At 40.8% G+C, this 23,642-nt stretch carries 22 protein-coding genes, 2 tRNA genes, 1 riboswitch and 2 other annotated features; of the genes, 14 read left to right on the forward strand and 10 right to left on the reverse strand.

Features of this window, described 5'->3' with window-relative positions; translation table 11 throughout:
- Window positions 1-71 precede the first annotated feature (71 nt).
- Complete coding sequence (gene ddlA, locus IEX12_RS13100) at window positions 72-1,178, reverse strand: D-alanine--D-alanine ligase (protein ID WP_188725314.1); 1,107 nt, start codon at window positions 1,176-1,178, stop codon at window positions 72-74.
- Window positions 1,179-1,348: 170 nt separating this feature from the next.
- Complete coding sequence (locus IEX12_RS13105) at window positions 1,349-1,726, reverse strand: hypothetical protein (RefSeq protein WP_188725315.1); 378 nt, start codon at window positions 1,724-1,726, stop codon at window positions 1,349-1,351.
- Between the two features lie 329 nt (window positions 1,727-2,055).
- Window positions 2,056-2,345, forward strand: a binding site (T-box leader).
- Between the two features lie 41 nt (window positions 2,346-2,386).
- Window positions 2,387-2,697 (forward strand) — a binding site (T-box leader).
- Window positions 2,698-2,762: 65 nt separating this feature from the next.
- On the opposite strand from IEX12_RS13105, the gene trpE reads away from it, so the two are divergent.
- From trpE to IEX12_RS13145, 8 genes are all read left to right on the forward strand, one after another.
- A complete protein-coding gene (gene trpE, locus IEX12_RS13110) occupies window positions 2,763-4,160 on the forward strand; it encodes an anthranilate synthase component I (protein ID WP_188725316.1) in 1,398 nt (465 codons plus the stop codon).
- On the forward strand, window positions 4,144-4,743 hold the full coding sequence (locus tag IEX12_RS13115) for an anthranilate synthase component II (protein ID WP_188725317.1): 600 nt from the start codon (window positions 4,144-4,146) through the stop codon (window positions 4,741-4,743). The genes trpE and IEX12_RS13115 overlap by 17 nt, the downstream gene beginning before the upstream one ends.
- Complete coding sequence (gene trpD / locus IEX12_RS13120; protein ID WP_188725318.1) at window positions 4,727-5,752, forward strand: anthranilate phosphoribosyltransferase; 1,026 nt, start codon at window positions 4,727-4,729, stop codon at window positions 5,750-5,752. The genes IEX12_RS13115 and trpD overlap by 17 nt, the downstream gene beginning before the upstream one ends.
- Complete coding sequence (gene trpC, locus IEX12_RS13125) at window positions 5,753-6,553, forward strand: indole-3-glycerol phosphate synthase TrpC (protein WP_188725319.1); 801 nt, start codon at window positions 5,753-5,755, stop codon at window positions 6,551-6,553.
- A complete protein-coding gene (locus IEX12_RS13130) occupies window positions 6,543-7,175 on the forward strand; it encodes a phosphoribosylanthranilate isomerase (RefSeq protein WP_088051178.1) in 633 nt (210 codons plus the stop codon). The genes trpC and IEX12_RS13130 overlap by 11 nt, the downstream gene beginning before the upstream one ends.
- Entirely contained in the window at window positions 7,153-8,358 is a 1,206-nt protein-coding gene (gene trpB, locus IEX12_RS13135; protein ID WP_088051179.1) for a tryptophan synthase subunit beta, read from the forward strand. The genes IEX12_RS13130 and trpB overlap by 23 nt, the downstream gene beginning before the upstream one ends.
- Complete coding sequence (gene trpA, locus IEX12_RS13140) at window positions 8,351-9,157, forward strand: tryptophan synthase subunit alpha (RefSeq protein ID WP_155554279.1); 807 nt, start codon at window positions 8,351-8,353, stop codon at window positions 9,155-9,157. The genes trpB and trpA overlap by 8 nt, the downstream gene beginning before the upstream one ends.
- A gap of 159 nt (window positions 9,158-9,316) precedes the next feature.
- The gene (locus tag IEX12_RS13145) at window positions 9,317-9,844 is read left to right on the forward strand and encodes a YusW family protein (RefSeq protein ID WP_088051181.1); all 528 of its coding nucleotides are present in this window, start codon (window positions 9,317-9,319) and stop codon (window positions 9,842-9,844) included.
- Between the two features lie 48 nt (window positions 9,845-9,892).
- Here IEX12_RS13145 and IEX12_RS13150 read toward each other — a convergent pair whose 3' ends face one another.
- The 3 genes from IEX12_RS13150 to IEX12_RS13155 all read right to left on the reverse strand — a co-directional run bounded on the left by IEX12_RS13150 (window position 9,893) and on the right by IEX12_RS13155 (window position 11,803).
- Window positions 9,893-10,669 (reverse strand): ABC transporter ATP-binding protein, encoded by a 777-nt coding sequence (locus IEX12_RS13150; RefSeq protein WP_088051182.1) that lies wholly within the window; start codon window positions 10,667-10,669, stop codon window positions 9,893-9,895.
- A gap of 211 nt (window positions 10,670-10,880) precedes the next feature.
- Complete coding sequence (locus tag IEX12_RS23715; protein ID WP_308777810.1) at window positions 10,881-11,027, reverse strand: GyrI-like domain-containing protein; 147 nt, start codon at window positions 11,025-11,027, stop codon at window positions 10,881-10,883.
- Window positions 10,958-11,803, reverse strand: coding sequence for a helix-turn-helix domain-containing protein (locus tag IEX12_RS13155; protein ID WP_308777802.1), 846 nt, complete (start codon window positions 11,801-11,803; stop codon window positions 10,958-10,960). Before IEX12_RS13155 ends, IEX12_RS23715 begins: the two co-directional genes overlap by 70 nt.
- Window positions 11,804-11,963: 160 nt before the next feature.
- A riboswitch (TPP riboswitch) is annotated at window positions 11,964-12,068 on the forward strand.
- Between the two features lie 118 nt (window positions 12,069-12,186).
- Here IEX12_RS13155 and lipM point away from each other — a divergent pair.
- Window positions 12,187-13,017 carry an octanoyltransferase LipM gene (lipM, locus tag IEX12_RS13160; protein WP_088051184.1) on the forward strand — a complete coding sequence of 277 codons (831 nt, stop codon included), beginning with the start codon at window positions 12,187-12,189 and terminating at the stop codon, window positions 13,015-13,017.
- Window position 13,018: 1 nt separating this feature from the next.
- Window positions 13,019-13,978: a lipoyl synthase gene (lipA, locus tag IEX12_RS13165; RefSeq protein ID WP_088051185.1), complete on the forward strand. Its 960-nt coding sequence runs from the start codon at window positions 13,019-13,021 to the stop codon at window positions 13,976-13,978.
- A gap of 254 nt (window positions 13,979-14,232) precedes the next feature.
- Here the strand turns inward: lipA and IEX12_RS13170 are convergent, their stop codons facing one another.
- Complete coding sequence (locus IEX12_RS13170) at window positions 14,233-16,122, reverse strand: heavy metal translocating P-type ATPase (RefSeq protein ID WP_188725320.1); 1,890 nt, start codon at window positions 16,120-16,122, stop codon at window positions 14,233-14,235.
- A 51-nt stretch (window positions 16,123-16,173) separates the two neighbouring features.
- Complete coding sequence (locus IEX12_RS13175) at window positions 16,174-16,395, reverse strand: heavy-metal-associated domain-containing protein (protein ID WP_088051187.1); 222 nt, start codon at window positions 16,393-16,395, stop codon at window positions 16,174-16,176.
- Window positions 16,396-16,650: 255 nt separating this feature from the next.
- On the opposite strand from IEX12_RS13175, the gene IEX12_RS13180 reads away from it, so the two are divergent.
- Together IEX12_RS13180 and IEX12_RS13185 are read left to right on the forward strand one after the other, a co-directional pair.
- Window positions 16,651-16,723 (forward strand) — tRNA-Thr (locus IEX12_RS13180).
- A 13-nt stretch (window positions 16,724-16,736) separates the two neighbouring features.
- Window positions 16,737-16,828 (forward strand) — tRNA-Ser (locus IEX12_RS13185).
- Between the two features lie 67 nt (window positions 16,829-16,895).
- Here the strand turns inward: IEX12_RS13185 and IEX12_RS13190 are convergent.
- Together IEX12_RS13190 and helD are read right to left on the reverse strand one after the other, a co-directional pair.
- On the reverse strand, window positions 16,896-17,105 hold the full coding sequence (locus IEX12_RS13190; protein ID WP_188725321.1) for a hypothetical protein: 210 nt from the start codon (window positions 17,103-17,105) through the stop codon (window positions 16,896-16,898).
- A 64-nt stretch (window positions 17,106-17,169) separates the two neighbouring features.
- Complete coding sequence (gene helD, locus IEX12_RS13195) at window positions 17,170-19,488, reverse strand: RNA polymerase recycling motor HelD (RefSeq protein WP_188725322.1); 2,319 nt, start codon at window positions 19,486-19,488, stop codon at window positions 17,170-17,172.
- A gap of 175 nt (window positions 19,489-19,663) precedes the next feature.
- Between helD and IEX12_RS13200 the strand changes: the two genes are divergently transcribed.
- Both IEX12_RS13200 and IEX12_RS13205 read left to right on the forward strand, forming a co-directional pair.
- Window positions 19,664-19,999: a thioredoxin family protein gene (locus IEX12_RS13200; protein ID WP_188725323.1), complete on the forward strand. Its 336-nt coding sequence runs from the start codon at window positions 19,664-19,666 to the stop codon at window positions 19,997-19,999.
- Between the two features lie 162 nt (window positions 20,000-20,161).
- Complete coding sequence (locus IEX12_RS13205; RefSeq protein ID WP_188725324.1) at window positions 20,162-20,761, forward strand: short chain dehydrogenase; 600 nt, start codon at window positions 20,162-20,164, stop codon at window positions 20,759-20,761.
- Window positions 20,762-20,915: 154 nt separating this feature from the next.
- Here IEX12_RS13205 and mprF read toward each other — a convergent pair whose 3' ends face one another.
- Complete coding sequence (gene mprF, locus IEX12_RS13210) at window positions 20,916-23,522, reverse strand: bifunctional lysylphosphatidylglycerol flippase/synthetase MprF (protein WP_188725325.1); 2,607 nt, start codon at window positions 23,520-23,522, stop codon at window positions 20,916-20,918.
- Between the last annotated feature and the right edge of the window lie 120 nt (window positions 23,523-23,642).

Here is a 23,642-nt window from a genome sequence, read left to right on the forward strand (position 1 = left end):
CTCTATGAAACTTCACCTCAACCGTTTCCCTTGTAATTACTTGCTTAGGAGTATACCCTGCAACCAGAGATCTATTCCTCACCCCAAACAGCGCTTTTCAGCATTCTATCATTTTCATGACGCTCTATTGCCAATTCAATTAACCTATCAATCAATTCTGGATAAGAAATACCGCTCACTTCCCACAGCTTTGGATACATACTGATTCTGGTGAAGCCTGGTAATGTGTTCACTTCATTGACGTAAATGTCACCCGTCTCTGTTAAGAAAAAGTCAACACGGGCAAGACCTTCACATTGAAGTGCTGTAAATGCATTTACCGCAACTTGTTGTACATTTTTCACCAATTCCCCGGGCAACTCAGCCGGTATCGCCAATTCTGCTCCTTTTTCATCAATATACTTCGATTCATAGGAGTAAAATTCTGTATTTGGCAGAATTTCACCTGGTAAAGATGCGATAGGCTCGTCATTGCCAAGCACCGAGCATTCAATTTCACGGCCGACAACACTTTCTTCAATGATTACTTTATGATCATACTGAAATGCAGCTGCAATTCCCACTTCAAACTCCTCTTTAGTGGAAACCTTGCTGACCCCAACTGACGACCCCTGATTTGCTGGTTTAATAAACATTGGTGTTCCTAAATGCGCAACAATATCTTCGTAAACAATTCGGTCTTTTTTGGCCCTTGTGAAGGCAAATCCTTTGGCAACGTTTATACCTGCCGCTTCCAAAAGACGTTTGGCAATTTCCTTATCCATGCAGATCGAGGAGCTCAGGACGCTTGGTCCGACAAACGGGAGATTTGCGATACGCAGCATTCCCTGCAAACTTCCATCTTCGCCAAGTGTCCCGTGAACAATCGGAAATACCACATCAAGCTGTTCGAGATTTTGAGCACTTGCCTTATTAATTAACTGGTGGTCATTTTCGCCAGGAACAATTGCCACATTTTCATTTGATTTATTCAATTGAATTAGTTTCGGATTTTCCGCATTTAATAAATAGGAGGATTGATCATTTAAATGCCATTTCCCCTGTTTATCGATGCCAATTAACATAACATCATATTTATCTTTATCAATTGCTTCTACAATGTTTTTTGCCGACTGGAGGGATACTTCATGCTCCGCGGATTTTCCGCCAAAAATAATTCCCACTTTTTTCTTTGTCATTAAATGAACTCCCTTTTTTATAAAAAATTCTTATGTATTTAAAATAGCATAAAATAGCTTGTTTGCGACAGTAGAAGCTTGAAATTAGAAAAATGAATAAAGCGCACTGCCTGTAATAGGCAGTGCACTTTATTTTGGTAAGGGCAAGTTACATTCATGAAATACAACTTTTAAATCCTTTCAATTCCGTTCAAATCATAATAAACATTCCTTGCCCTGAAAGGTGATGGGTTTGTATACTGTAATTTAAATTTCTCAAAGTCACTTATTCGTTTGGGGAAATAATAGGGTTTATCAAACTTTAGTTTCTCGTTTCTAAGCCACCTTGGAACGTCTATTCCATGAATTTGTAAATAATAATCTATTAAGGCTGATACCTTTGTTAAGTATTTTAATTCTGCATCATTACATGCACTTATATCCACTGGTGTACACAAACTTTTAATAAATGCCTTGTCTTTTGAGTTTAAAAGTTCCAGCAGCTGGTTTAAACCCGTATCTTCATCTGGATATGCAAACAAGGATTGCAAATAGTTATTTCCAATCATAACCTAAGTCCTCTCCTATTTTATAAACGCCATTTGTCTTTCCCAATGAGTGTTAATGATATATAGTTTATCTTTATCCATTAATCCAATATTATTGGGATTCGCCATCCCTCTTATTTCAGAATTCCTGCACATAATAATTATATCATTTTTGAACCGAAGTTATAATCATTCTCATATATAAAAACACTGAACCGAAATGGACGTAAAGCCACGGTTAGATATTTGCTAAAGAACATTTAGGAAAACTTCCTGCATAAAATTTTCTTTTTTACCCCTTGACATTTAAAATCAATTCCCCTATCATTAATCTCAATAATTAAATTTTACGAACAGTGATGACGAAGAATAGTACTCTTTCTGGATACTTTTAGAGAGCTGGTGGTTGGTGGAAACCAGTAGTATTGGTTAGACGAATGGGCTTCTGAACTCCCAAACCGAACCATATTGCAGTAGGCTTTGGCGAACGTCTCATCGTTACAAGAGACAAATATTAAGTCTTGATATGTGTTCAAAAGGAGGATTTACCGGACTTTTTGAACATCCCCTTACTTGATATTGCCAAAGTGAGCTGTTTGTCAGCTAATAAAGGTGGTACCACGGGTTCCTCGTCCTTTTGGGATGGAGGAACCCTTTTTGCGTTCTTAAAAATTTCATACGGAAAAATCGCTGAGTAAGAAGAGTAAGCTTTACCTGAAGCGTTACAGAGAGCCGGTGTCGGTGTAATTCCGGTACGTTGATAAAGCTGAATGGCCTTACGAGAGGTTTCTTGAACTTAAAGTAGGGAAACACGGAGCTCCGCCGTTAAACGGATAGGATATAGGTTAGCAGAGGTCGGATGTTAGAGTCCGGAAGTCGGAACTTTTCCATCAGACTAATCTAAATGCTTGATCCCGTATCCGAAAGAGATGAAAGCTGTATATCAGTCAGTTTTCAACAGAGGTGGCACCGCGGTCGCAATCGTCCTCTATAAGCACATTAACATGTGCTTATAGAGGATTTTTTATTTCAACTGAAACGAAAGGGGTTTTAACAAGTGACAACACTCCCATATAAAGTAATCAAGCAAAATGCTGATACACTAACACCGATAACGATCTTTAGCCGATTAACCGGAAAGAAAAAATTCCTGCTGGAAAGTTCATTTCAGCATGAAAAGAAAGGAAAATTCTCATTTATTGGGGCAAATCCATATCAGGAAATTATTGGCGAAGAAAGTACTACAAAAGTTCTGCACCATGATGGCAGCGAACACAAAGAATTTTCAGAGGAGCCACTACAGTACGTCCAAAACCATTTACCAAAAATAGAAACAAATCTCCCCTTCCCCTTCTACGGCGGGGCAATTGGGTATATCGGCTATGATGCGATTCGCCAATTCGAGGATATTGGTGTGGCCTTACCGGATGAACGGAACATGCCTGACGTCCATCTGATGCTGTATCAAGATGTCATTGTATTTGAGCATAGAACCGAAACCGTCTATCTTATTGCTATGAATCTTGACAGACAACCGGAAAAAATACTTGATGAGCGTCTGGAACATTTACAGTATTTACTAAACAATAATCCGGAATCGCTCACTACCGAAGATATTGTGCCTGTTCATTTTGAACCGGAAATCACGGAAGAAGCGTTTAAGGAAAAGGTTAAAACTGCCAAGGAGCGGATTCAACAAGGCGACATTTTTCAGGCCGTATTATCCCAACGGATGAAAGCAAAATTTGCTGGCAATCCCTTTACCTTTTACCGGAAGCTCAGGAAGGCAAATGCATCTCCTTATATGTTTTATATCGATTTTGATGAATATCTCGTATTAGGTGCATCACCAGAAAGTTTAATTCAAACGTCCGGTAATAAAATTATTACCAATCCAATCGCAGGAACGCGAGCCCGCGGACAGACAGAGGCAGAAGAAGCCATGCTGGAAAAAGAACTTCTTGCAGATGAAAAAGAACTTGCAGAACATCGGATGCTGGTCGATTTAAGCAGAAATGATCTTGGCCGCGTTTGTGAGGTGGGCAGCATTTCGATTCCAACCTATATGAAAATAGAAAAATACCAGCATGTGATGCACATTGTCTCCGAAGTTCATGGAAAGCTGAAAGCAGGAATGTCAAGTTTGGAAGCACTAAGCGCCTGCCTGCCAGCGGGTACCGTGTCTGGGGCACCAAAAATTCGCGCAATGCAAATCATTAATCAGTTGGAGGCAACGAAACGCGGCGTGTATGCAGGTGGGGTCGGCTATATTAATTTCAATCATGATCTAAACATCGCACTTGCCATTCGTTCCCTTGTCATTAAAGAGAAAATCGCCTATCTGCAAGTTGGTGCCGGAATTGTGCATGACTCGGATCCGGAAAAGGAATTTCAGGAAACATTACACAAAGCAAAATCTTTAATGGAGGTGGCCCAATATGATCTTACTCATTGATAATTATGATTCATTCACCTATAACCTTTATCAATATTTTTCCGAGGAAAACGAACAGGTAACAGTTGCTCGTAACGATGAAATCAGTTTGTCCGAAATCGATGTCCTGAATCCGGAAGCAATCGTTATTTCCCCTGGCCCTGGGTTACCAGATCAGGCTGGCATTTGTATCGAAATGGTCAATGCCTTTTATAAACGAATACCCATTTTAGGTGTTTGTTTAGGTCATCAGGTTATTGCCGCTGCACTCGGGGCAACCATTAAGCAGGCGAAAATAATCAAACATGGGAAAACGTCCCGGATTACCCATAACGGTTCAGGTGTGTTCAGTTACATGTCACAGCCGCTCGAAGTGATGCGTTACCATTCACAAATCGTTGATCCAAAGTCAATCCCTGCGGAGCTTGCAATCACTGCGACATCATTGGACGACAATGAAATCATGGCAATCAAACATCGGCGGTACCCGGTGTATGGGGTACAATTTCATCCCGAATCAATCGGAACTAACACAGGCAAGAAAATGGTACGAAATTTTTTAGCAGAGATCAGAGAGGAGACTAGGTATGAGAAATTATCTTGAAAAATTGGCGAATAAGCAAAATTTATCTTTTGGCGAGGTAAAAGAAGCGGCTTCCCAATGCTTTACGGACCAGATTTCTGATAGCGAAATTGGCGCATTTCTCATTGCTTTACGGGCTAAAGGGGAAACAGCTGAAGAAATAGCAGGACTTGTACAGATTATCCGTGAGCATTCATTACAAACAACAAACAGCATCCCAAACGCCATGGATAACTGCGGAACTGGCGGTGATGGCTCCAATAGCTTCAATATCAGTACTACCGCTGCATTTGTCATCGCGGGCGCTGGTGTTACCGTTGCAAAGCATGGCAACCGCAGTATTTCCAGTAAAACCGGCAGTGCGGATGTTCTGGAGCAGTTAGGTATTTCGTTAGCTTTATCGAAGGAGCAGGTAGAAGAAATTTTAACCGAAAACCAAATCGCCTTTCTGTTTGCACCAAATGTCCATCCGAAAATTAAGCGATTTATGAAGGTTAGAATGGATTTGCGAATTCCGACGATCTTCAATTTGATAGGACCATTAACAAATCCTGTTGAACTGAATACGCAATTACTCGGAGTGAATCGGCGTGATGTCCTGCCAATGATGGCGGAAACATTAAATAAACTTGGGCGTAAGCGCGCGATCGTTATTAATGGCGCGGGATACATGGATGAAGCATCACTCGCAGGTGATAACTACATTACATTGCTTGACAAAGGAACCATTACATCCTTTACCCTTCACCCAACTGAGGTGGGTCTGCCTGTTTATGACAACGGTCAAATCCGGGGTGGGGACGCGAAGCAAAACGCTGAAATTTTATTGAGTGTTTTAAAAGGAAACCACGGTCCTCATCTGGACACAGTACTATTAAACGCTGGACTTGGTTTATATGCAAATGGTGCCGCAGCAACGATCCGTGAAGGTGTTACCATGGCTAAAGAAAGCATCATGTCGGGGGCCGCAATGGAGAAGCTGCAAAAACTAATCCAGTATAGTAAGAAGATACCTAGTGAGGCGATATAAATGACGATTTTAGATGAGATTTTGGAACAGAAGCAAAGGGAAATCGCACAATTAAAAGCATACGGAGGCGGGTTTCCCAGTACATCCGAACAAACAATACCTTCGATCAGACAGACGTTTGCGGAATCAAAGAACATGAATATAATTGCTGAGATTAAACGGGCATCGCCATCTAAAGGTGCGATACAAATGGAGGTAGATCCAGTCAAACAGGCGAAGCGGTATGCACAATTAGGCGCTGGTGCCATTTCCATTTTGACCGATGAGACATTTTTTAAAGGATCAATGGATGACCTGCGAGCGGTACGGGCAGCAGTTGACATCCCATTACTATGCAAGGATTTTATAATTGACCCTATCCAGATTGAACAGGCGAAAGCAGCTGGCGCGAATATTATTTTGCTTATCGTTGCCGCGTTGGATAAAGATCAACTAAGAAGCCTTTACAACTATGCGAAAAGCTTACAATTAGATATACTTTGTGAAGTGCATAACGAGAAGGAAATGCAGATCGCCGTGGAGCTTGATGCCGACATCATTGGGATCAACAACCGAAATTTGAAAACCTTTGAAGTTGACCTGCATGTTACGAAAAAACTTGCACCAATGGTTGAAAATTCAGCTGCATTACTAATTGGCGAAAGCGGGGTCAAGTCTCGCACCGATGTGGAGCGATTGGAGGCCGCTGGTGTAAAAGGAATATTAGTTGGAGAAACGCTAATGTGTTCTAATAACCTGACGGAAACATTCCAGGATTTACGGATTTCACTCACGAAAGGGCGATTGCCAAATGCTCGTTAAAATATGCGGAATTACAACGCAGGAAGCAGCGAATACAGCAGTTCAGGCGGGGGCAGATTTTATTGGTTTTGTTTTTGCTCCAAGCAAACGGCGGATAACACCGGCTAAAGCTGCCACCATAGCGGCGACACTTCCTTCGACAGTTAAAAAGGTTGGCGTTTTTGTCAATGAATCGTTGGAAGAAGTAAAAAAAATTGTTGAACAGGTTGGCCTTGATTATATTCAGTTACATGGAGATGAAACACCGGAGTATGCGAAAATCCTCGATATCCCGATTATAAAAGCATTTTCCGTGAATCCGGAAAATTTGGCGGCAATAAAGACATACCCATGTGATTACTATTTACTGGACAGCCCAAAAGGTGCAAATCGCGGTGGAAACGGCACAACTTTTGACTGGGATTTGCTTGCAAAGGTAAATCTGGAACCAGAAAAAATTATCCTTGCTGGCGGGCTCCATCCAGATAATGTACAGGATGCAATTGCAGCTGCCCGCCCTGCCGGTGTTGACGTTTCAAGTGGAGTGGAAACAGATGGCCAGAAAGACTTAGCTAAAATCAAACAATTTATCACAAATGTAAAACGAAAGGATGAGCACATTGACCACATACGCAATGCCTGACAAACAAGGACGTTACGGAAAATTTGGCGGCAGGTTTGTTCCGGAACTATTAATGCCTGCTTTGTTAGAATTAGAGGAAGCCTATGAAAAGGCAATGAAGGATCCTGACTTTACGGAGGAACTAGACTATTATTTAAAGCAGTATGTTGGACGGGAAACGCCATTGTATTATGCAGAAAACATCAGCAAACAGCTTGGCGGACCAAAAATCTATTTGAAACGGGAAGACTTAAACCATACTGGCGCACACAAAATTAACAATACAGTTGGTCAGGCATTACTAACCAAACGAATGGGAAAACGAAAAGTTGTAGCAGAAACGGGTGCCGGTCAGCATGGCGTCGCTACTGCTACGGTTTGTGCATTGCTCGGCTTGGAATGTGTCGTATTTATGGGCGAGGAAGATATTCGCCGGCAAAAGCTGAATGTTTTCCGAATGGAATTGCTTGGCGCTAAGGTCGAAAGTGTTTCACAAGGCAGCGGCACATTAAAAGACGCTGTCAATGAAGCACTGCGCTACTGGGTCAGTCATGTAGAAGATACACATTATATTTTAGGATCCGTTGTTGGTCCGCACCCTTTTCCAAAAATCGTCCGTGATCTGCAATCCGTCATTGGCGCCGAAACGAGAAAACAAATGCTGGAACAGACTGAAAAACTGCCAGATGCGGTTGTCGCATGTGTCGGCGGCGGCAGTAACGCGATGGGCATGTTTTATCCGTTTATCCAGGATGAAACCGTAAAGCTGTATGGCGTTGAGGCAGGCGGTGCCGGAATTACAACCAATAAGCATGCAGCAACGTTAACTGCGGGAAATCTTGGTGTTTTACATGGGACGATGACACATTTATTGCAGGATATGCACGGACAAATCCAAGAAGCCTTCTCCATTTCGGCAGGCCTGGATTATCCGGGGGTTGGACCGGAACATAGTCATCTGCACGATACTTCACGCGTAACCTATACGTCCATTACCGATAAAGAAGCGTTAGAGGCATTCCAGTATTTATCTAAAATAGAAGGTATTATTCCGGCCTTGGAAAGTGCCCATGCTGTTGCGTATACAATGAAACTGGCAAAAGAAATGGAGCCGGACCAATCACTAGCCATTTGTCTATCAGGTCGTGGCGATAAAGATGTTGAACAAGTAAAAGCTGCATTGGAGGGAAACAAAAATGGGTAAGCAACGTATTGAAGAAGTTTTTCAGGATAAATTAGCCGCTGGACAAAAATTGTTTGTTCCCTATATTATGGCTGGTGACGGTGGACTGGATATTTTAGAGGAACGTTTGCTGTTTTTGGAGGAATGCGGTGCTTCTGCGGTAGAGCTTGGTATCCCCTTTTCTGATCCAGTAGCAGACGGTCCAACCATTCAAGATGCAGGAATCCGGGCGTTACGTAACGGGACAACGCTCACTTCTGTTTTCGAGACACTAGAAGGCTTTAGGAACAAGCTTAGCATGCCAATTATATTTATGGCCTATTTAAATCCAATCTATAAATATGGTATTGAAAAGTTTGCGGCAGATTGTGAAAAAGCAGGCGTCGATGGGTTGATTATTCCTGATTTGCCGCTTGAAGAAGAAGCACTTGTGGTTGACTATTTACAGGAAAAGTCGATCGCATTGATTCGTTTGGCCGCTTTAACCAGTCCGGAAGAACGCCTTCGGGAAATAGCCAAACGGACAGAAGGCTTTTTATACGCTGTTTCGGTTACAGGTACGACCGGAGCAAGAGCCGCTCATCAGGCGAATGTAATAAACTATTTACGGGATCTGAAAGAAATAACCGATGTTCCTGTTTTGGCGGGATTTGGCGTGTCAAACCCGGAACAGGGAAGGGAATTGGGATCAGCTTGTGATGGGGTTATTGTTGGAAGTAAAATCGTGGAATTGTTATATCAAGATAAGATCGATGAGGTTAAACGGTTAATCCAGGGAAGTATCTATAATACAAGCATTAGCAGTTCCAGTACTCGCTAAAGAAAAAAGTGCATCTACATGCTGAAATAGACAGCAGTAGATGTACTTTTTTATAAAAGTGAAACATTTCCCCCGCCTATTATATTTTTAGAAGCAACGTTTAAATTACCTGGAAATAGGCAAAATAGTAATAACAATGATACATTGGAGGAGTTAGGATTGAAACGCTTCATTCAGATTATTTTTACACTATCAATTGCATTATTATTAGCTGCATGCGCCAGCCAGCAAAATGATAATGGCGGGGCCTCTGATAACGACAATGCCGCTTCCAACAATCAAGCCCAAAATAGTAATCCGAAACAACCAGATAATACGATGAATAACAACGATAGCAACACAGATATGTCCGAAAAAATGGGGCAACTGGATTATACTGATATCGAATTGGAAGTTGGCTATGGCAAGAATCAAGAATATGAGGCAGAAATTGAACGGGAGCACAACTCTGAGTTCATTGATGCAAAAATAGAGGATTCGGTGAATGATGTTTATGAAAAGGGTGAAGAGGCCTTTAATGACCTATATCCAAAAGTCAAAAAACTTTCCATTACTCAAGACACGAAAAAAGACGATGCAATTAGTCAGGTCTTAAAAGCGTTTGACCTGCCAGATGATTACACCAAATTCGAAGTCGAAATTACCTTTAAAGATAATACGAAACTTGAATTTGAGGACAGAAAGTAGTAAAAAGGTCTTCCTTGACGGAGACCTTTTTTGCTTTTGATTCCGCAATTAAAGCGTCATCCACGCCCGATCGTTACTCCAGTCAATTTGGACAGGCAAATCAAAAAAACGTGATAAATGTCCGCCGGTTAACATTTCTTCCCTTTTCCCTTTCGCATAAACTGTTCCCTGCTTTAATAATAGGGTGTGCGTGAAAACAGGTAATATTTCTTCTATATGATGGGTTACAAACAGGATCGTTGGTGCATTCTCCTGTACAGCTAATTGATTAACGGAAGACATTAGCTCCTCACGGGAAATAAAATCAAGACCGTTCGTCGGCTCATCTAATATCAATAACTCTGGTGATCCCATTAAACCACGTGCGATAAGAATCTTTTGCTTCTCCCCCTGCGAACAGGTTTGATAGGTTCTTCCTAGCAAATGACTGCATTGAAGCTGCTCCATAAGCTTGCAGGCTTTTACAACATCAGCTTCTGTTGGATTTTCGTACAACCCGATGGAAGCAAATTTCCCGCTAACGATTATATCTTCGACGGTCTCTAGCCCCTTCATTCTTTCTTGAAGGGAGGAACTGACCCAGCCAATTGATTTCCGTAATTCCCGAATATCAGTTTGTCCAAACGGTTTCCCCAATACACTAACCTTTCCCGTCGTCGGCCAAATGTAGCCGTTTATCATATTTAATAATGTCGTTTTTCCAGAACCATTCAGTCCAAGAATTGCCCAGTGTTCCCCTCTTGAGACCCCCCAACTGATATCCGATATAATCGTTTCCCCGTGCCTTTTCCATGAAATATTCTGTATATCTACTATTTTGTCCAATGCTGTCCTTCCCCTCTCTAGCCGCCCATTCTTCTAATCTAGCATATGATGAATTTCTTATATACTACATTTGGTTTGGGAGAAAAACAAATTATTCGAATTATTGCATGGATTTGAGAAGACAATTATCAGATTCATTATTGGCTGAGATAAAACTGCGATATATAGCAGACATTCAGACTTTCGTTTGAGTGTCTGCTATTAATAAACATCACTTCTTCACAATTGGAATCCAAATTTCACAACAATGATCCTCAGCCGTTACATCGCCATTTGGCGGGTAAGCTTCTATTTCCGGTGCATCAACATGCTCATACCCGGTTGAGGGAAACCATTCGGAAAAAATACGATCCCATATCTTTTCAATCGCATGCGGCACCGGACCGATCGCCTGGAAAACCCCCACGTTGATGCCGGAATCTCCTTTTCCTCCCAATCGGAAGGAACCGCTTGATTACTCCGTTCAGCACAAATAAAATAAGTTAATTCTTCTTGCTGTTTATCAAATTCCATACATACACCAAGTAATCCCATTGAACCACAATCGTTTACGAGCTTCTCCGTAAATCCGTTCCTGTTCGATTCATCCCAAAAAGCTGGAATATCACGATGGTTTTGACCATCAATTGTTGCCGTACGTATTCCTTTTCCAACAACCCGAAACGCTTCCTTCTCAACAATTCTGTAATTCATTTCTTCATCACCCTTTAATTGAATTTGAAAAGAGAGACGAGGGAATGCCTTCAACGATTGATTGTAACGGCGTGCGGCTGATGGACTTAAACCATGCAGTTTACGAAACGCCTTGGAAAATGACTCCGGAGTCTCGTAGCCATACTTATACGCAATCTCAATTACTTTGCTTTTCGAATGCGTTAATTCCTGAGCAGCCAAGGTTAATCTTCGGCGTCTGATATAATCAGCAACGGTCACACCCGTCAACATATGAAACATTCGCTGAAAATGAAATCTAGACATACATGCAACCATTGCCACATGTTCAATAGGGAGGTCAGCGTCTAAATTTTTCTCAATGTAATCAATGCTGGCAATCATTCGCTGCAACCCTTCCATAATCGTTCTCTCCTTTCTTAATGCAACTTTATCAGGTGACAATTCTTCTTTCCTGTTCATCTGTGCTTTTTAAAGACATGTCTTTGATCAAAGGTTGTTAATCCTGGAATCGTTAACTTTTATTATACCGTAAGAAGGTAATCCAAACAGCTAAAATTTCCAATTTGCTTTACAATCTGTATGAATCCCTTTACCATATAAATAGTTTAAAAAATATCAACAAATTCACTAGGGGAGCTTTCAAGAGCTGAGAAGAACATTTTCGTTCTGACCCTTTGCACCCGATCTAGGTAATACCAGCGTGGGGAAGTGTAGCTGTATGTAACATGGAACTAATTGTACATACAACCAAAGCTGCATTCCACTGGGGAGCGGTTTTTGTTTTTTTATCACCCTTCCACGTATTTCAGGACATAACATAACAAAACGAGGAGGCGATACATGTGCGTGATGAATGGGGATTTATCGATACTGGGATACACGATGCCATAGTGAATATGGCGTTGGATGAGTTGTTGCTTCATTGGCATAGTGAGGGGAAAACACCTCCAATTTTACGTTTCTATCAATGGTCTGCACCAAGCCTGTCCGTTGGCTATTTTCAGAATGTTGATAAAGCAATTGATTTACCAGCATTAGATCGTTATCAGGTTCCACTCGTTCGACGGTTGACTGGAGGAAGCGCTGTTTTGCATGATGATGAGCTAACTTACAGCATCATTATTGCGGAAGATAAGCCCTATATCCCGGCTTCAGTTGGAGAAGCTTATTACATACTATCGAAGGGGATTTTTGCAGGGTATGAAAAGCTCGGGATTACAGTAAATTATGCGGAAACAACGAAATCAAACAAGAGCCGTTCTGCCGTATGCTTTGAAAAACCTGCATTATATGAATTAATGGTGAATGGAAAGAAAATATCTGGAAATGCACAAACTCGTCAAAAAGGAGTACTGCTGCAGCACGGGTCGATACCACGATCGATTGATAAAATCATGCTTTTCGATCTGTTCCGTTTTCCGAGCGAAGAACTACGGGAAAGAAACAGAAGGGCATTTGATAAGAAAGCAACAACGATCAGTCAAGAGTCTAATGTACCTATTTCAATTGACACCATGAAAGACGCGTTTAAAACAGGATTTGAAACAGGAGTAGACATAGAACTATTTCCATTTGCATTAACCAATGAGCAATGGGATGAAGTATACCAGCTTGCTGAGAAGAAATACAACACAAACGAATGGAACTTCAAACATCAATTAAGGAGCGTGTAAAATGGCTAAACAAGAAGAATACATACGAAAACCGGAATGGCTGAAAACAAAAATCAATACAAACCAATCCTATCGAGGCCTTAAAAAGTTAATGCGCGATAAAAAGTTAAACACCGTTTGCGAAGAAGCCCGCTGCCCGAATATCCACGAATGCTGGAGTGAGCGTAAAACGGCAACATTTATGATTTTAGGGGATACGTGTACACGCGGCTGCCGCTTTTGTGCAGTAAAAACCGGGTTACCTAATGAGCTTGATTGGGGGGAACCTGCACGGGTCGCTGAATCCGTGGCTATTATGGGATTAAAGCATGTGGTAGTTACAGCAGTAGCGCGGGATGATTTGAATGATGGTGGGGCAGCCGTATTTGCTGAAACGGTTCGAGCCATTCGCCGGGAGAACCCTGGCTGTACCATTGAAATCCTTCCATCCGATATGAAGGGTGATTATGATAGCCTTCATACATTAATGGATAGTAAGCCGGATATTTTTAACCATAACATTGAAACCGTACGCCGATTAACGAAGCGTGTCCGCGCACGGGCGATGTATGATCGTTCCCTGCAATTGCTGCAGCGTGTTAAAGAGATTGCCCCAAACACACCAACGAAATCAAGTATTATGGTGGGGCTTGGAGAAGAAAAAGAAGAAATTATTCAGGCTATGGATGATCTCTTGGCACACGATGTGGACATTATGACAATCGGGCAATACTTACAGCCAACGAAAAAACACTTGAAGGTAGAGCGCTATTACCACCCGGATGAGTTTGCCGAGCTAAAGGAAATTGCTTTGGAGAAAGGCTTCCGTCACTGTGAGTCAGGCCCACTTGTCCGCTCGTCCTATCATGCAGATGAACAAGTATCGCAAGCATCCGCCCAACGCAGAATTGATTATATGAAAGGCTATGAGAAGCAAGAAAATAAAAAAGTGGATTTTCAAGTAGAGATGTTTCAAAAATAAGTATTGTACTCGATTGATTTGAGCTTCACTTGATGGAATTTGGCTTGTGCTCGATCGTTTTTTAACGGCACTCGATCGACTCTGGCTTGCGCCCGGTCAATTCTGAACGGCACTCAATCGATGTTGGATTGTACCCATCGATTTTGAACGGCACTCGATCGATTCTACGTTGCGCTGCCTTAATAGATTGTGCGCTCATATATAGTGGAGGCTGTCATGCAAAAGGTACTTCGATAACATGACAGCCACTACATTTATGCCTTAGCTAATTTTCCGTTAATAGGCCAGATCCGTTTCTTATTCCTTTTCCCAAATCGTACAAGTCGTATAGCGTTCAGGATGACAATTAATACGCTCAATTCATGAATTAGCATGCCGGATGCTAGGAATACTTTGCCAAAGAGCACCCCCGCCAATAGTAACCCGACCGTACCGACTGCAAAGAACATGTTTTGCTTCAAGTTCCGGACAGTTGCTTTTGCCAAACGATAGGTGTATGGAATTTTGGCAAGGTTGTCGCCCATTAAAACAACATCTGCCGTTTCCATTGCTGCGTCAGTTCCGACCGCCCCCATTGCAATCCCCACATCGGCTAGTGCAATTGCTGGTGCATCATTGATTCCGTCCCCAACCATCGCTACCCGTTTTCCTTCCGCTTTTAATTGTTTAATCTGGGCAACTTTATCTTCCGGCAGCATTTCAGCAAACACGCGATCAATTCCCAGTTGATCCGCCACTTTTTTTGCGGAATGTTTGTTGTCACCTGTTAACATAATTGTTTGTTTTATTCCCAATGCCCGCAAGTGTTCGATCGTTTCACGGGCCTCGCGGCGGATCTGGTCTGCTATCGAAATAATCCCTGCCAGCTGGTTATTAACACCCACAAAAATGACTGTATTCCCATATTTTTCTTCCTGTATTGCAAATGAGTAGGCATCATTATTAACCCTGGTACCATTATTTTCTAATAATTTTCTATTTCCAATGACTACATGCTTCTTATCAAGCGTTGCGGTTATACCTTGACCTTTTTTTACTGCAAAATTGAATGGCTGATTCGTGAGTACCATATCTCTATTTTTGGCTTCTTTTACAATCGTTCGTCCTAAATGGTGTTCCGAACGTGCCTCTACCTCAGCTGCCAGCTTTATTAGCTGATCTTCCTTCATTCCGAAGCCCTTCACACCTGTAACTTCGGGCTTTCCTTTTGTTAATGTTCCCGTTTTATCAAATACAACAACATCCATTTTCGCCAGGTTCTCCATCACTTCCCCGCCTTTGACCAAGGTTCCCGCCTTTGCGCCATTTCCAATACCCGCCACAAGGGATACTGGAGCCGAAATGACAAGGGCACCAGGACAAGCAATTACCAGAAATGTTAAAGTTAGTTCTATATTTTGCGTGAACAGAAATACGATTACCGATAAAACTAGAATTCCTGGTGTATAAACATTGGCAAATCGTTCAAGAAACCTTTGCGTTTTTGCTTTTGCTTCCTGGGCCTCCTCCACCAATTCGATAATTTTGGCAAATGCTGTATCATCACCCACCTTTTCCGCTTCAACCTCTAGATAGCCATTATCAAGGATTGTTCCACCAAATACAGTATCTCCCCTTTTTTTATTAGCTGGTACCGATTCACCGGTTATCGTTGCTTGATTTATAAATCCCTGCCCCTCTACTACCTTTCCATCAACCGCAATTTTTTCACCTGATTGAATCAGAATTCGATCTCCCTTTACGATATTTTCAATAGGCAATATTACCTTCCGTCCCCCCTGCAATACGGTTGCTTCAAGTGGTACCATATCCATCAATGTTTTTAACGAGTTCCGTGTCTTTTCTAACGTACGAGTTTCCAAATACGCCCCGAACAAAAATAGGAAAGTTACTGCCGCGGACTCTACATATTCTCCAATAATCAAAGCACCCACTACCGCTATTATTACAAGCAGTTCAATGCTAAATGCACGCATTCGTACCGCTTGAACGGCCTTTTTTACAATTGGATACCCTGCCACAACCGTTGCCAAAATTAATGCAGCATCTCTCCAGAGCAATAGTTTTAGCAAATAAAATAAAAATGCAATACCTAGAAGCATTCCCGAAACCATTACAATGTGGGACTTCTTTATCTTTTCCATTCGTATCATCCCTTTCTATGATCGGAATGCTGAATAGAGCCTTCCGAACTGCTATGCGATCTTTTCTGATAAAACCGGGTATCCCAGTTTTTCAATAATTGTTCGTAATGTTTCCACTTCAACATGTGTTTCATCAAACGTCACTTTAACCTTACTGGAATGAAACAGTACCTTCGCTTCTTGAACACCTGTCTGTTTACCAAGCGCCCCTTCTATTTTCTTAATACATGTCGGGCATGTTAACGGTTCTAATTGAAATTTAACTGTTTTCATGTAGTATCTCTCCTTTGTTTTACTGTATCTTTAGCATAATCGAGAACTACAATGGATTCCTTGACACAGGTCAAAATTTCGCAAAAAGCCCGCGAACCATTAAATGTGATAGCACGGGCTAAAAAATTACAGCAAATCTATTGAAGAAATACGAAAAATGTATTATTATACTCTATGTGACTTTAAGGAATGTTCAAAAACCCATCAAATGATAAGCGGAAGATTTTTAAACACGCCTTTAAGATACATTTAAACGCTGGTGTAGCACAGCTGGCAGTGCACTTCACTCGTAATGAAGGGGTCGGAGGTTCGAATCCTCTCACCAGCATCATTTCTTTTCCGGAGAAGTACCCAAGCCCGGCTGAAGGGGACGCACTCGAAATGCGTTAGGGCGCTCTGCGTCGCGTGGGTTCGAATCCCACCTTCTCCGCCATTACATTACTTACAACGGAAAAAGTATTTCCTCCCTAAAACATTTAAACAAACGTTTGATCTAACTTCTACTTATAAAACCCGATTGAATGAAGAAAAAAGACACCAACTATCGAGAAGATAAATCCGGTAATTAAGATTAAAATAGGCGTTTTAAAATTCTTTGTATCTTCAAACCATGCAATAATGGCCACCCCAAGAATTAATAACATACTCAAAAGCACTGCCACAAACGGATTAGTCGGTGTTATCCAATCATACCAATGAACTACATTCACGAACAACACTCCCTTTCGATTGCTTATTTATTATTCTATCTGATCCTTATAATGATAATAACCCTCAGATTGCACGCACGTCATATTTATCTTTCGGCGATTCCATTATGAACGGGCTTTTATTTCCATCTGTCATTAGAACCAGTTCATGCATTGCTCTTGTGCAAGCAGTATAAAAAAGCGTCCGATCTGACTCCAAGTGGTATGAAACGAAGGATGCATCCGGAATAATCACCGCATCAAATTCAATTCCTTTGGCAAGGTAAACTGGCAGAACCAGGATTCCTTTTTGGAAAGAACGGGATTCTTCATTAATTTGCACTATTGACAGATCTTCTTTTAACATATCATAGATCGTATCACTTTTCTCCTGTGTTTTCGTGATAATCGCTATTGTTTCATGTCCGGCAGCCTTTAATTCATTTATTTTTCTATTCAGTTGTCCCTTTATACCAGCCTGATCACCCAGTTCGATAAGCTCTGGCTTATTTCCTTCCCGATTAAACGGTTCAATCATCTCTCCACCTGGAGCAAAATGTTTTGTAAACTCCACAATCTGTTTGGTCGAGCGGTAACTTTTCGTAAGGGTAATTTTTTCTATTTTTTCTACCCCTTCTTCCAAATTCGATGGAATCAGCGGGCTTCCTTGCATCGTATGCGTAAATATTGCCTGATTCACATCTCCCAGTAAAGTCATGCTCGCATATGGAAAGATATGCCGGATATACGCAAACTGAAACGGAGTGTAATCCTGAGCCTCGTCGATGAATAAATGACGAACCGATCTGTCTGAATGCTCACCTATCAATCTTTCCTTCACATACAGGTATGGCGCGGCATCTTCCCATGTGATATACTTTCGTGACAGATCCACTGCCGTTTGTGCGCATATCTTCTCCCACTCATCGGGTGCGTTCTTCGGGTCCCACATTTTAAAAAAAGCTCTATATGTGGCTAATACGTTAACAAAATCCAATCGCTTAACCCGTTTTTTAATACCTGCAAATGCCCTTGCTGTCACTTTCCTTCTCAGATATTCTTCTTCCCTCCCGGAATCATCGATATGCTCCTGTTTTTGCAGTTCCTTGTATACGTGTAAGAAATCCTCTTTACTTAATAATTCGATTTCATCCATAACCCAATCTTTTTTCCTCTCTTTTCGCTCGGTTTTGCGGATCTTGGCTAGCAGCCACTTTGCCACAAGCTCCATTTTATTTGGGATGGAGATGGAATTATCCAATGAGTAAAAGTAATCACGTATTTCCTCTTTTGCAATAATCACTTGTTTTCGGAAAGTTATATTTCGGAATAACAATCCTTCATTCTGCAGCTGGGAAATGAATTCATCCAAGTCCGACTTAAATGTTAAACTCGATTTATAATCAATACTTTTTCTTCTTACTGTGCAAGCTTCATCATTTTCCTCTGTTAAGCTATATTCCATTTGTTGAAATGGTGATTCTACAACAAGTTTATCAGTCATTTTTGCTTCCAGATATTCTTGGAAGGTAATTTGCCTAATATTTGCTTCGCCTAATTCTGGAAGTACATTGGAAACATAACTGCTAAATAATGGGTTTGGTGAAAGCAAGACAATATTTTCTGCATGTAGCGTCTCGCGATATCGATACATCAAATAAGCTACGCGCTGTAAGGCGGCAGACGTTTTTCCGCTTCCAGCTACTCCCTGAACAATGAGGCACTTACTTTTTTCATCCCGAATAATCTTATTTTGTTCCCTTTGAATGGTTGCAACAATGCTTTTCATGGAGGTACTGGCATTATTTCCGAGCGCTTGCTGCAATAATTGATCCCCGATCGTAATACCTGTATCAAACATACCTTTTAGCAAACCATTACGAATAATAAATTGTCTTTTTAACGTCATTTCGCCGCAGATCGTTCCCTCTATTGTTTCGTACTTCGCCTTACCTGGAGAAAAATCATAGTAAAGACTCGAGATCGGTGCCCGCCAATCATAGACTAAAAAGTTCTCATCATGTTTATCCATCAACGAGGCAATACCAATATAGATCGGTTCGCTTTCTGTTTGACCAGCTTCCAGAAAATCGATCCGTCCAAAATACGGGGAGTTTTCCAATCTTTTTAATGTCTTTAATTCCTCACCAATTTTCCCGTGAAATCTTTCCCTTTCCGATAATAACTCCGCCTGCTGTTTAATACTTGCCTGGGTTTCAATGACATCGTCAGGCTCATCTAAATTAACGGTTACGTCTTCCCAAAAGTTTTTTCGGAGATTGATCACACTTTCCTTTAGCCCCGATGCCTTGGTATAAAGCTCCTTTTCCTTCGCCTTAATTTCAAGGATCACCGTATCCACACGTTGCTGCTCTGCTTCACGACTCTGATTTTTTACACCCATTTGATCGCCTCCGTTATTTTCACAAAACTTATCTGTTGACTTACCATAATAAACATGGTAAAATTTATATAGGATATTTATTGACTATTTTATAAAAATAGCAATAATACGTTCATTATACTACTTTAACGTTTGGCATGCAATGTAAATTTTATTATTAGTTGGAGGTTTTGCTATGCGGGAATTTAAACAATTGACCTCAATAGCGATGGTAAAAAATTTCGTGCAAAGCCACTCCCTCACCTTCTTATTCATTTCCCGCCCCGACTGCAGTGTTTGTCATGGATTATTCCCACAAGTACAAGCATTAATGAGTCATTACCCAGAAATTAAACCGGGCCATATCAATGCTGATCAGGTGCCAGAAACTGCAGGTGAGTTTTCCGTTTTCACTGTCCCTGTTCTATTGCTTTTTGTCGAGGGAAAAGAATATTTACGCGAGGCCCGAATTGTACACCTCCAATTGCTGGATGAGAAGGTGGGCAGAATTTATAAAAATGTGGCTGGTTAATGATCCAGCCACATTTCCTTGTTTTCTGATATAAGTGAGATCAAGCCCTAATGTAAGTTGTTCTTTATCATAAAATCGTGAACGATGCGAATACACTATGTTAGACTGTGAAATACAGGACATGTGATATGATATAACGGAAAGGAAAAGAGGTTTAAAAACATGAAAATATTACTTATTGGTGCAAGCGGTACAATTGGCAAAGAAGTTAAGACAGCATTGGAGGCTGATCACGAGATTATTTGCGCTGGGAGGAATGGATTTGACGTAAAGGTTGATATTACCTCCACAGAAAGTATTCAAGAAATGTACGAGAGAGTTGGCAGCATCGATGCGGTCGTAAATGCCTCGGGCGGTGCCAATTTTGCCCCTATTACAGAATTAACACCGGAAATAAATGAAAAAGGCATTGAAAGTAAATTAAAAGGGCAAATTAACTTGGTGTTACTAGGATTAAACCATGTTACAGATCATGGCAGCTTCACATTAACAACCGGTATCATGATGGATGACCCAATCCGGCAAGGCGCCTCCGCTGCCATGGCAAATGGCGGTGTAAAAGCATTTGTAAAATCAGCTGCAGTCGAAATGCCTAGAGGGATTCGCATCAATAGTGTTAGTCCAAATGCCGTTCAGGAATCATGGGAAAGGCTAGAAAGTTTCTTTCAAGGTTTTGAACCTGTTCCCGCACATCGTGTGGCATTGGCTTATAAAAAAAGTGTTCTGGGAGCACAAACCGGACAAAATTATGAGGTGTATTAGACTGAACTACTAAAAGAGCGTGAAAAAGCCTTGCTTAGAGAATCCTCTTAAGCAAGGTTTTTCAATAGGAAAGAAAGTATAAGAATCCGGGTTATATTCCACTTATGTTAGGATAGGCCATGTCCGGATCCAGCTGCTAGCATGCTTCCTTTCTTTACATAGCGTTTCTAATTTTCTTCTTAACAATTTCAGAATCAGTATCCTCTTTCAAACTATCCCTAGGTCCAAATGATTTTCCACCTTTACTAATCAGCTTTGTAATCTGAAGCATGATGGAAGCCAATGAATAATTTTTCCGATAGGCTAAATATTTCCCCGACCATTCTGGATGATATTTATTTTTAAAGTTTCTTAGCCCGCTAAACTTATACATATAACGGATATTGTTAAACACCGCTTCCGCAATTCGTTCACGTAAAAAGGAATGTTTTGTACATCCTACGTTCGATAATGGCGCCATCCCAATATTGAATTTGGTGTAGCCCTTTTCCTTCGCCCATTGAAACAGATGGATAAACATTACATCTGTTGCTCCGCCTGGCGCGTCCGGAAGATAGCGCATTAAGTCAACAGAAACTACACCCTCCTGATAAGTAGGCATAATATTCATAAAAGCTATCATCGTACCTTCCTTATCGCGTAACACAGCAATCGGTGTCCGAGCTAAATAATCCTTATCAAAATACCCTAACGAGAACTGTTTTTCCCGTTTTTTGCCAAGCCATTCATCCGAGACATATTTCATTTCCTGTAAAAAGTCATCCGATAATGGCAGGTCGTTAACAGAAAATGTATACCCATTTTTCTCAAAACGATTAAAGGTTGATCGCAGTCCTGCTTTCTTCTTTCCGGATATGGTAAATGAATCAAGGTCTACTACCGCTTCTTCGCCAAGCTTGAAAAAGAGAAATCCAAGATCATGGTACAATGGCAATAGTTCTTCACTTATCTGATAAAAGATGCAGCGGTAACCAAAATAATCGGCTGCCTCATTTAGTTTAATTAACACATTTTCAAAGGACTTTTTATCGCCTTGCGGATCTCCCAAAACAATAATATTTTTCCCTGTAACTGCAAATTGGAGCATCGCTTTCCGGTCATCACTAAAAAACATCCGCTTGTCCCCTAAAAAACCTAAGTGGCTTAAGGAATGACCGCCATATTTTTGTAAAAACCCGGTTAACTTTTCATCACTATATGCTTCGCCAATCACTATTTGATGACTTTTTTCATAAATGATAATACTTAGCAATACATATAGGAAGGCAAGCAGACATCCGGAAAATCCGATGCTAAATACACCATATAAAGGTTTATTATAATCAACGAACAGTAAGCTTTCCCGAACTAAAACAACGAACAGAATGAAGCAGATGCCACACAAATAAACTAACCACCGAACACTGGCTGAGGTGAATGGCAAACTTTGCCGGTTAAACTGTTTCCGTAATAAAACAAGAACAATCAAATGAGCCGCCGCCATTAGACCGATAATAATATTTTCCGATTGAAAAAGTAATAGAATAGTAGATATGATCAATGTTACGGTCAGAATATGCAAAGATCGCTTTGTCCGATAATATTGTTCCTTCATAAAATACCAGAGTGTAATACCACAGACAAACAAAGCCAAATTGTAAGAATCAAGTGTAAACAACGAAAGTTTTGATTTTCCCAGTCCGTGGATGGTAATAATATCGACAACTGGAACAACAATAAGAAAATAGCCAGTGATAAAAGCTAAAAGTGATAACGACCAATTTCCCAATTTATTAAACACGCGACGCTGTAATGCCCACAGTACGCCTGATATTTCCACAATCGAAGTAATCATATAGTTGTCTTCGGACTTTTTCATGACAGTTGAAGTTACTTCTACCGATGATAAAATCAAGCCTATTACGAATGGTACCAAATAATAAGCAAAGCGATACAGTAAAAGTGCTGTTAGCAGCATTTCCGAATTTATGCCGTATACTTCTCCACTCAATAAAACGACCAAATCAAACGATCCGAACCCGCCAGGAACCATACTGATAAATCCTGTTACAGCGGCAACGATAAAAATGCCAAATACTTGTAAAAATGTTAACTTTATATCAACAAAAACAAAGCTTAAATAAAGGACAACGCCCGCACCGAGCCATTCCATAATCGAAACGATAGAATACTGAATCGTGATTAAAGGAGAAAAATAGGTTGACTTTCGATATCTTGATAAACCAATATAAATAGGTGTAAGTAACGATGTTCCTAATAGTACAAGAAATAACCAGCTTTTTTCAGCAAGCATTTCCTTGATAGGGAATAGCCCGACCAATGCCAAAAACGAGAAAAAAGAGAGTCCCATGGCAGCGGCCGGAGCCAACCAGGCAATGCCTTTTGCCAGGTCACTGCTGTTTTTTGTATACTCTCGATATAACATACCACGAATACCGGCACCAACTAGTCCACCAAACCCAAATATACCGTTAAAAGAATTCGCTATCCAGGATACACCGAATATCTTCGTCTTTTTTACCTTTAGGTGCTGTGATCGAATAAAGAAATAATCATAGAAAAACATGGTTCCGACTGAAATCAATGCAACAATTATTATGATAACTACGTGTACAATAGAAATTTGATTTACGATTTTCAGTGCTTCTTTTAAAGAAATATTTTGCAGCTCTTTCTTCCCCTGAAAAAATATAATGGCCATAACACCAATCATGAATGCAATTTTACCGAATCTAGTCCATTGTTCTTTATTTTTAATCATAAACATCCCTCCCCCAGCAATAAACATCCCCCGTAATTACAAAAATAGAATCTATAATACTAACTTATTTCGATGTTTGTAATACGCCTTATTCGTAAAAAGGTTCCAGTTTTCTCAATT

This window comes from Lentibacillus populi (genome assembly GCA_014642895.1).
In the GTDB taxonomy this organism is placed as follows: domain Bacteria; phylum Bacillota; class Bacilli; order Bacillales; family Amphibacillaceae; genus Lentibacillus_C; species Lentibacillus_C populi.

Bases quoted from the DNA above. Each gene is read 5' to 3' on its own strand.
- IEX12_RS13130 (WP_088051178.1), top strand. From the start codon at position 6,543: ATGCTCGTTAAAATATGCGGAATTACAACGCAGGAAGCAGCGAATACA.
- IEX12_RS13115 (WP_188725317.1), top strand. From the start codon at position 4,144: ATGATCTTACTCATTGATAATTATGATTCATTCACCTATAACCTTTAT.
- IEX12_RS13170 (WP_188725320.1), bottom strand. From the start codon at position 16,122: ATGGAAAAGATAAAGAAGTCCCACATTGTAATGGTTTCGGGAATGCTT.
- trpC (WP_188725319.1), top strand. From the start codon at position 5,753: ATGACGATTTTAGATGAGATTTTGGAACAGAAGCAAAGGGAAATCGCA.
- trpA (WP_155554279.1), top strand. From the start codon at position 8,351: ATGGGTAAGCAACGTATTGAAGAAGTTTTTCAGGATAAATTAGCCGCT.
- IEX12_RS13155 (WP_308777802.1), bottom strand. From the start codon at position 11,803: ATGAACAGGAAAGAAGAATTGTCACCTGATAAAGTTGCATTAAGAAAG.
- IEX12_RS13105 (WP_188725315.1), bottom strand. From the start codon at position 1,726: ATGATTGGAAATAACTATTTGCAATCCTTGTTTGCATATCCAGATGAA.
- lipA (WP_088051185.1), top strand. From the start codon at position 13,019: ATGGCTAAACAAGAAGAATACATACGAAAACCGGAATGGCTGAAAACA.
- IEX12_RS13205 (WP_188725324.1), top strand. From the start codon at position 20,162: ATGAAAATATTACTTATTGGTGCAAGCGGTACAATTGGCAAAGAAGTT.
- trpD (WP_188725318.1), top strand. From the start codon at position 4,727: ATGAGAAATTATCTTGAAAAATTGGCGAATAAGCAAAATTTATCTTTT.
- helD (WP_188725322.1), bottom strand. From the start codon at position 19,488: ATGGGTGTAAAAAATCAGAGTCGTGAAGCAGAGCAGCAACGTGTGGAT.
- ddlA (WP_188725314.1), bottom strand. From the start codon at position 1,178: ATGACAAAGAAAAAAGTGGGAATTATTTTTGGCGGAAAATCCGCGGAG.
- mprF (WP_188725325.1), bottom strand. From the start codon at position 23,522: ATGATTAAAAATAAAGAACAATGGACTAGATTCGGTAAAATTGCATTC.
- IEX12_RS13200 (WP_188725323.1), top strand. From the start codon at position 19,664: ATGCGGGAATTTAAACAATTGACCTCAATAGCGATGGTAAAAAATTTC.
- IEX12_RS13175 (WP_088051187.1), bottom strand. From the start codon at position 16,395: ATGAAAACAGTTAAATTTCAATTAGAACCGTTAACATGCCCGACATGT.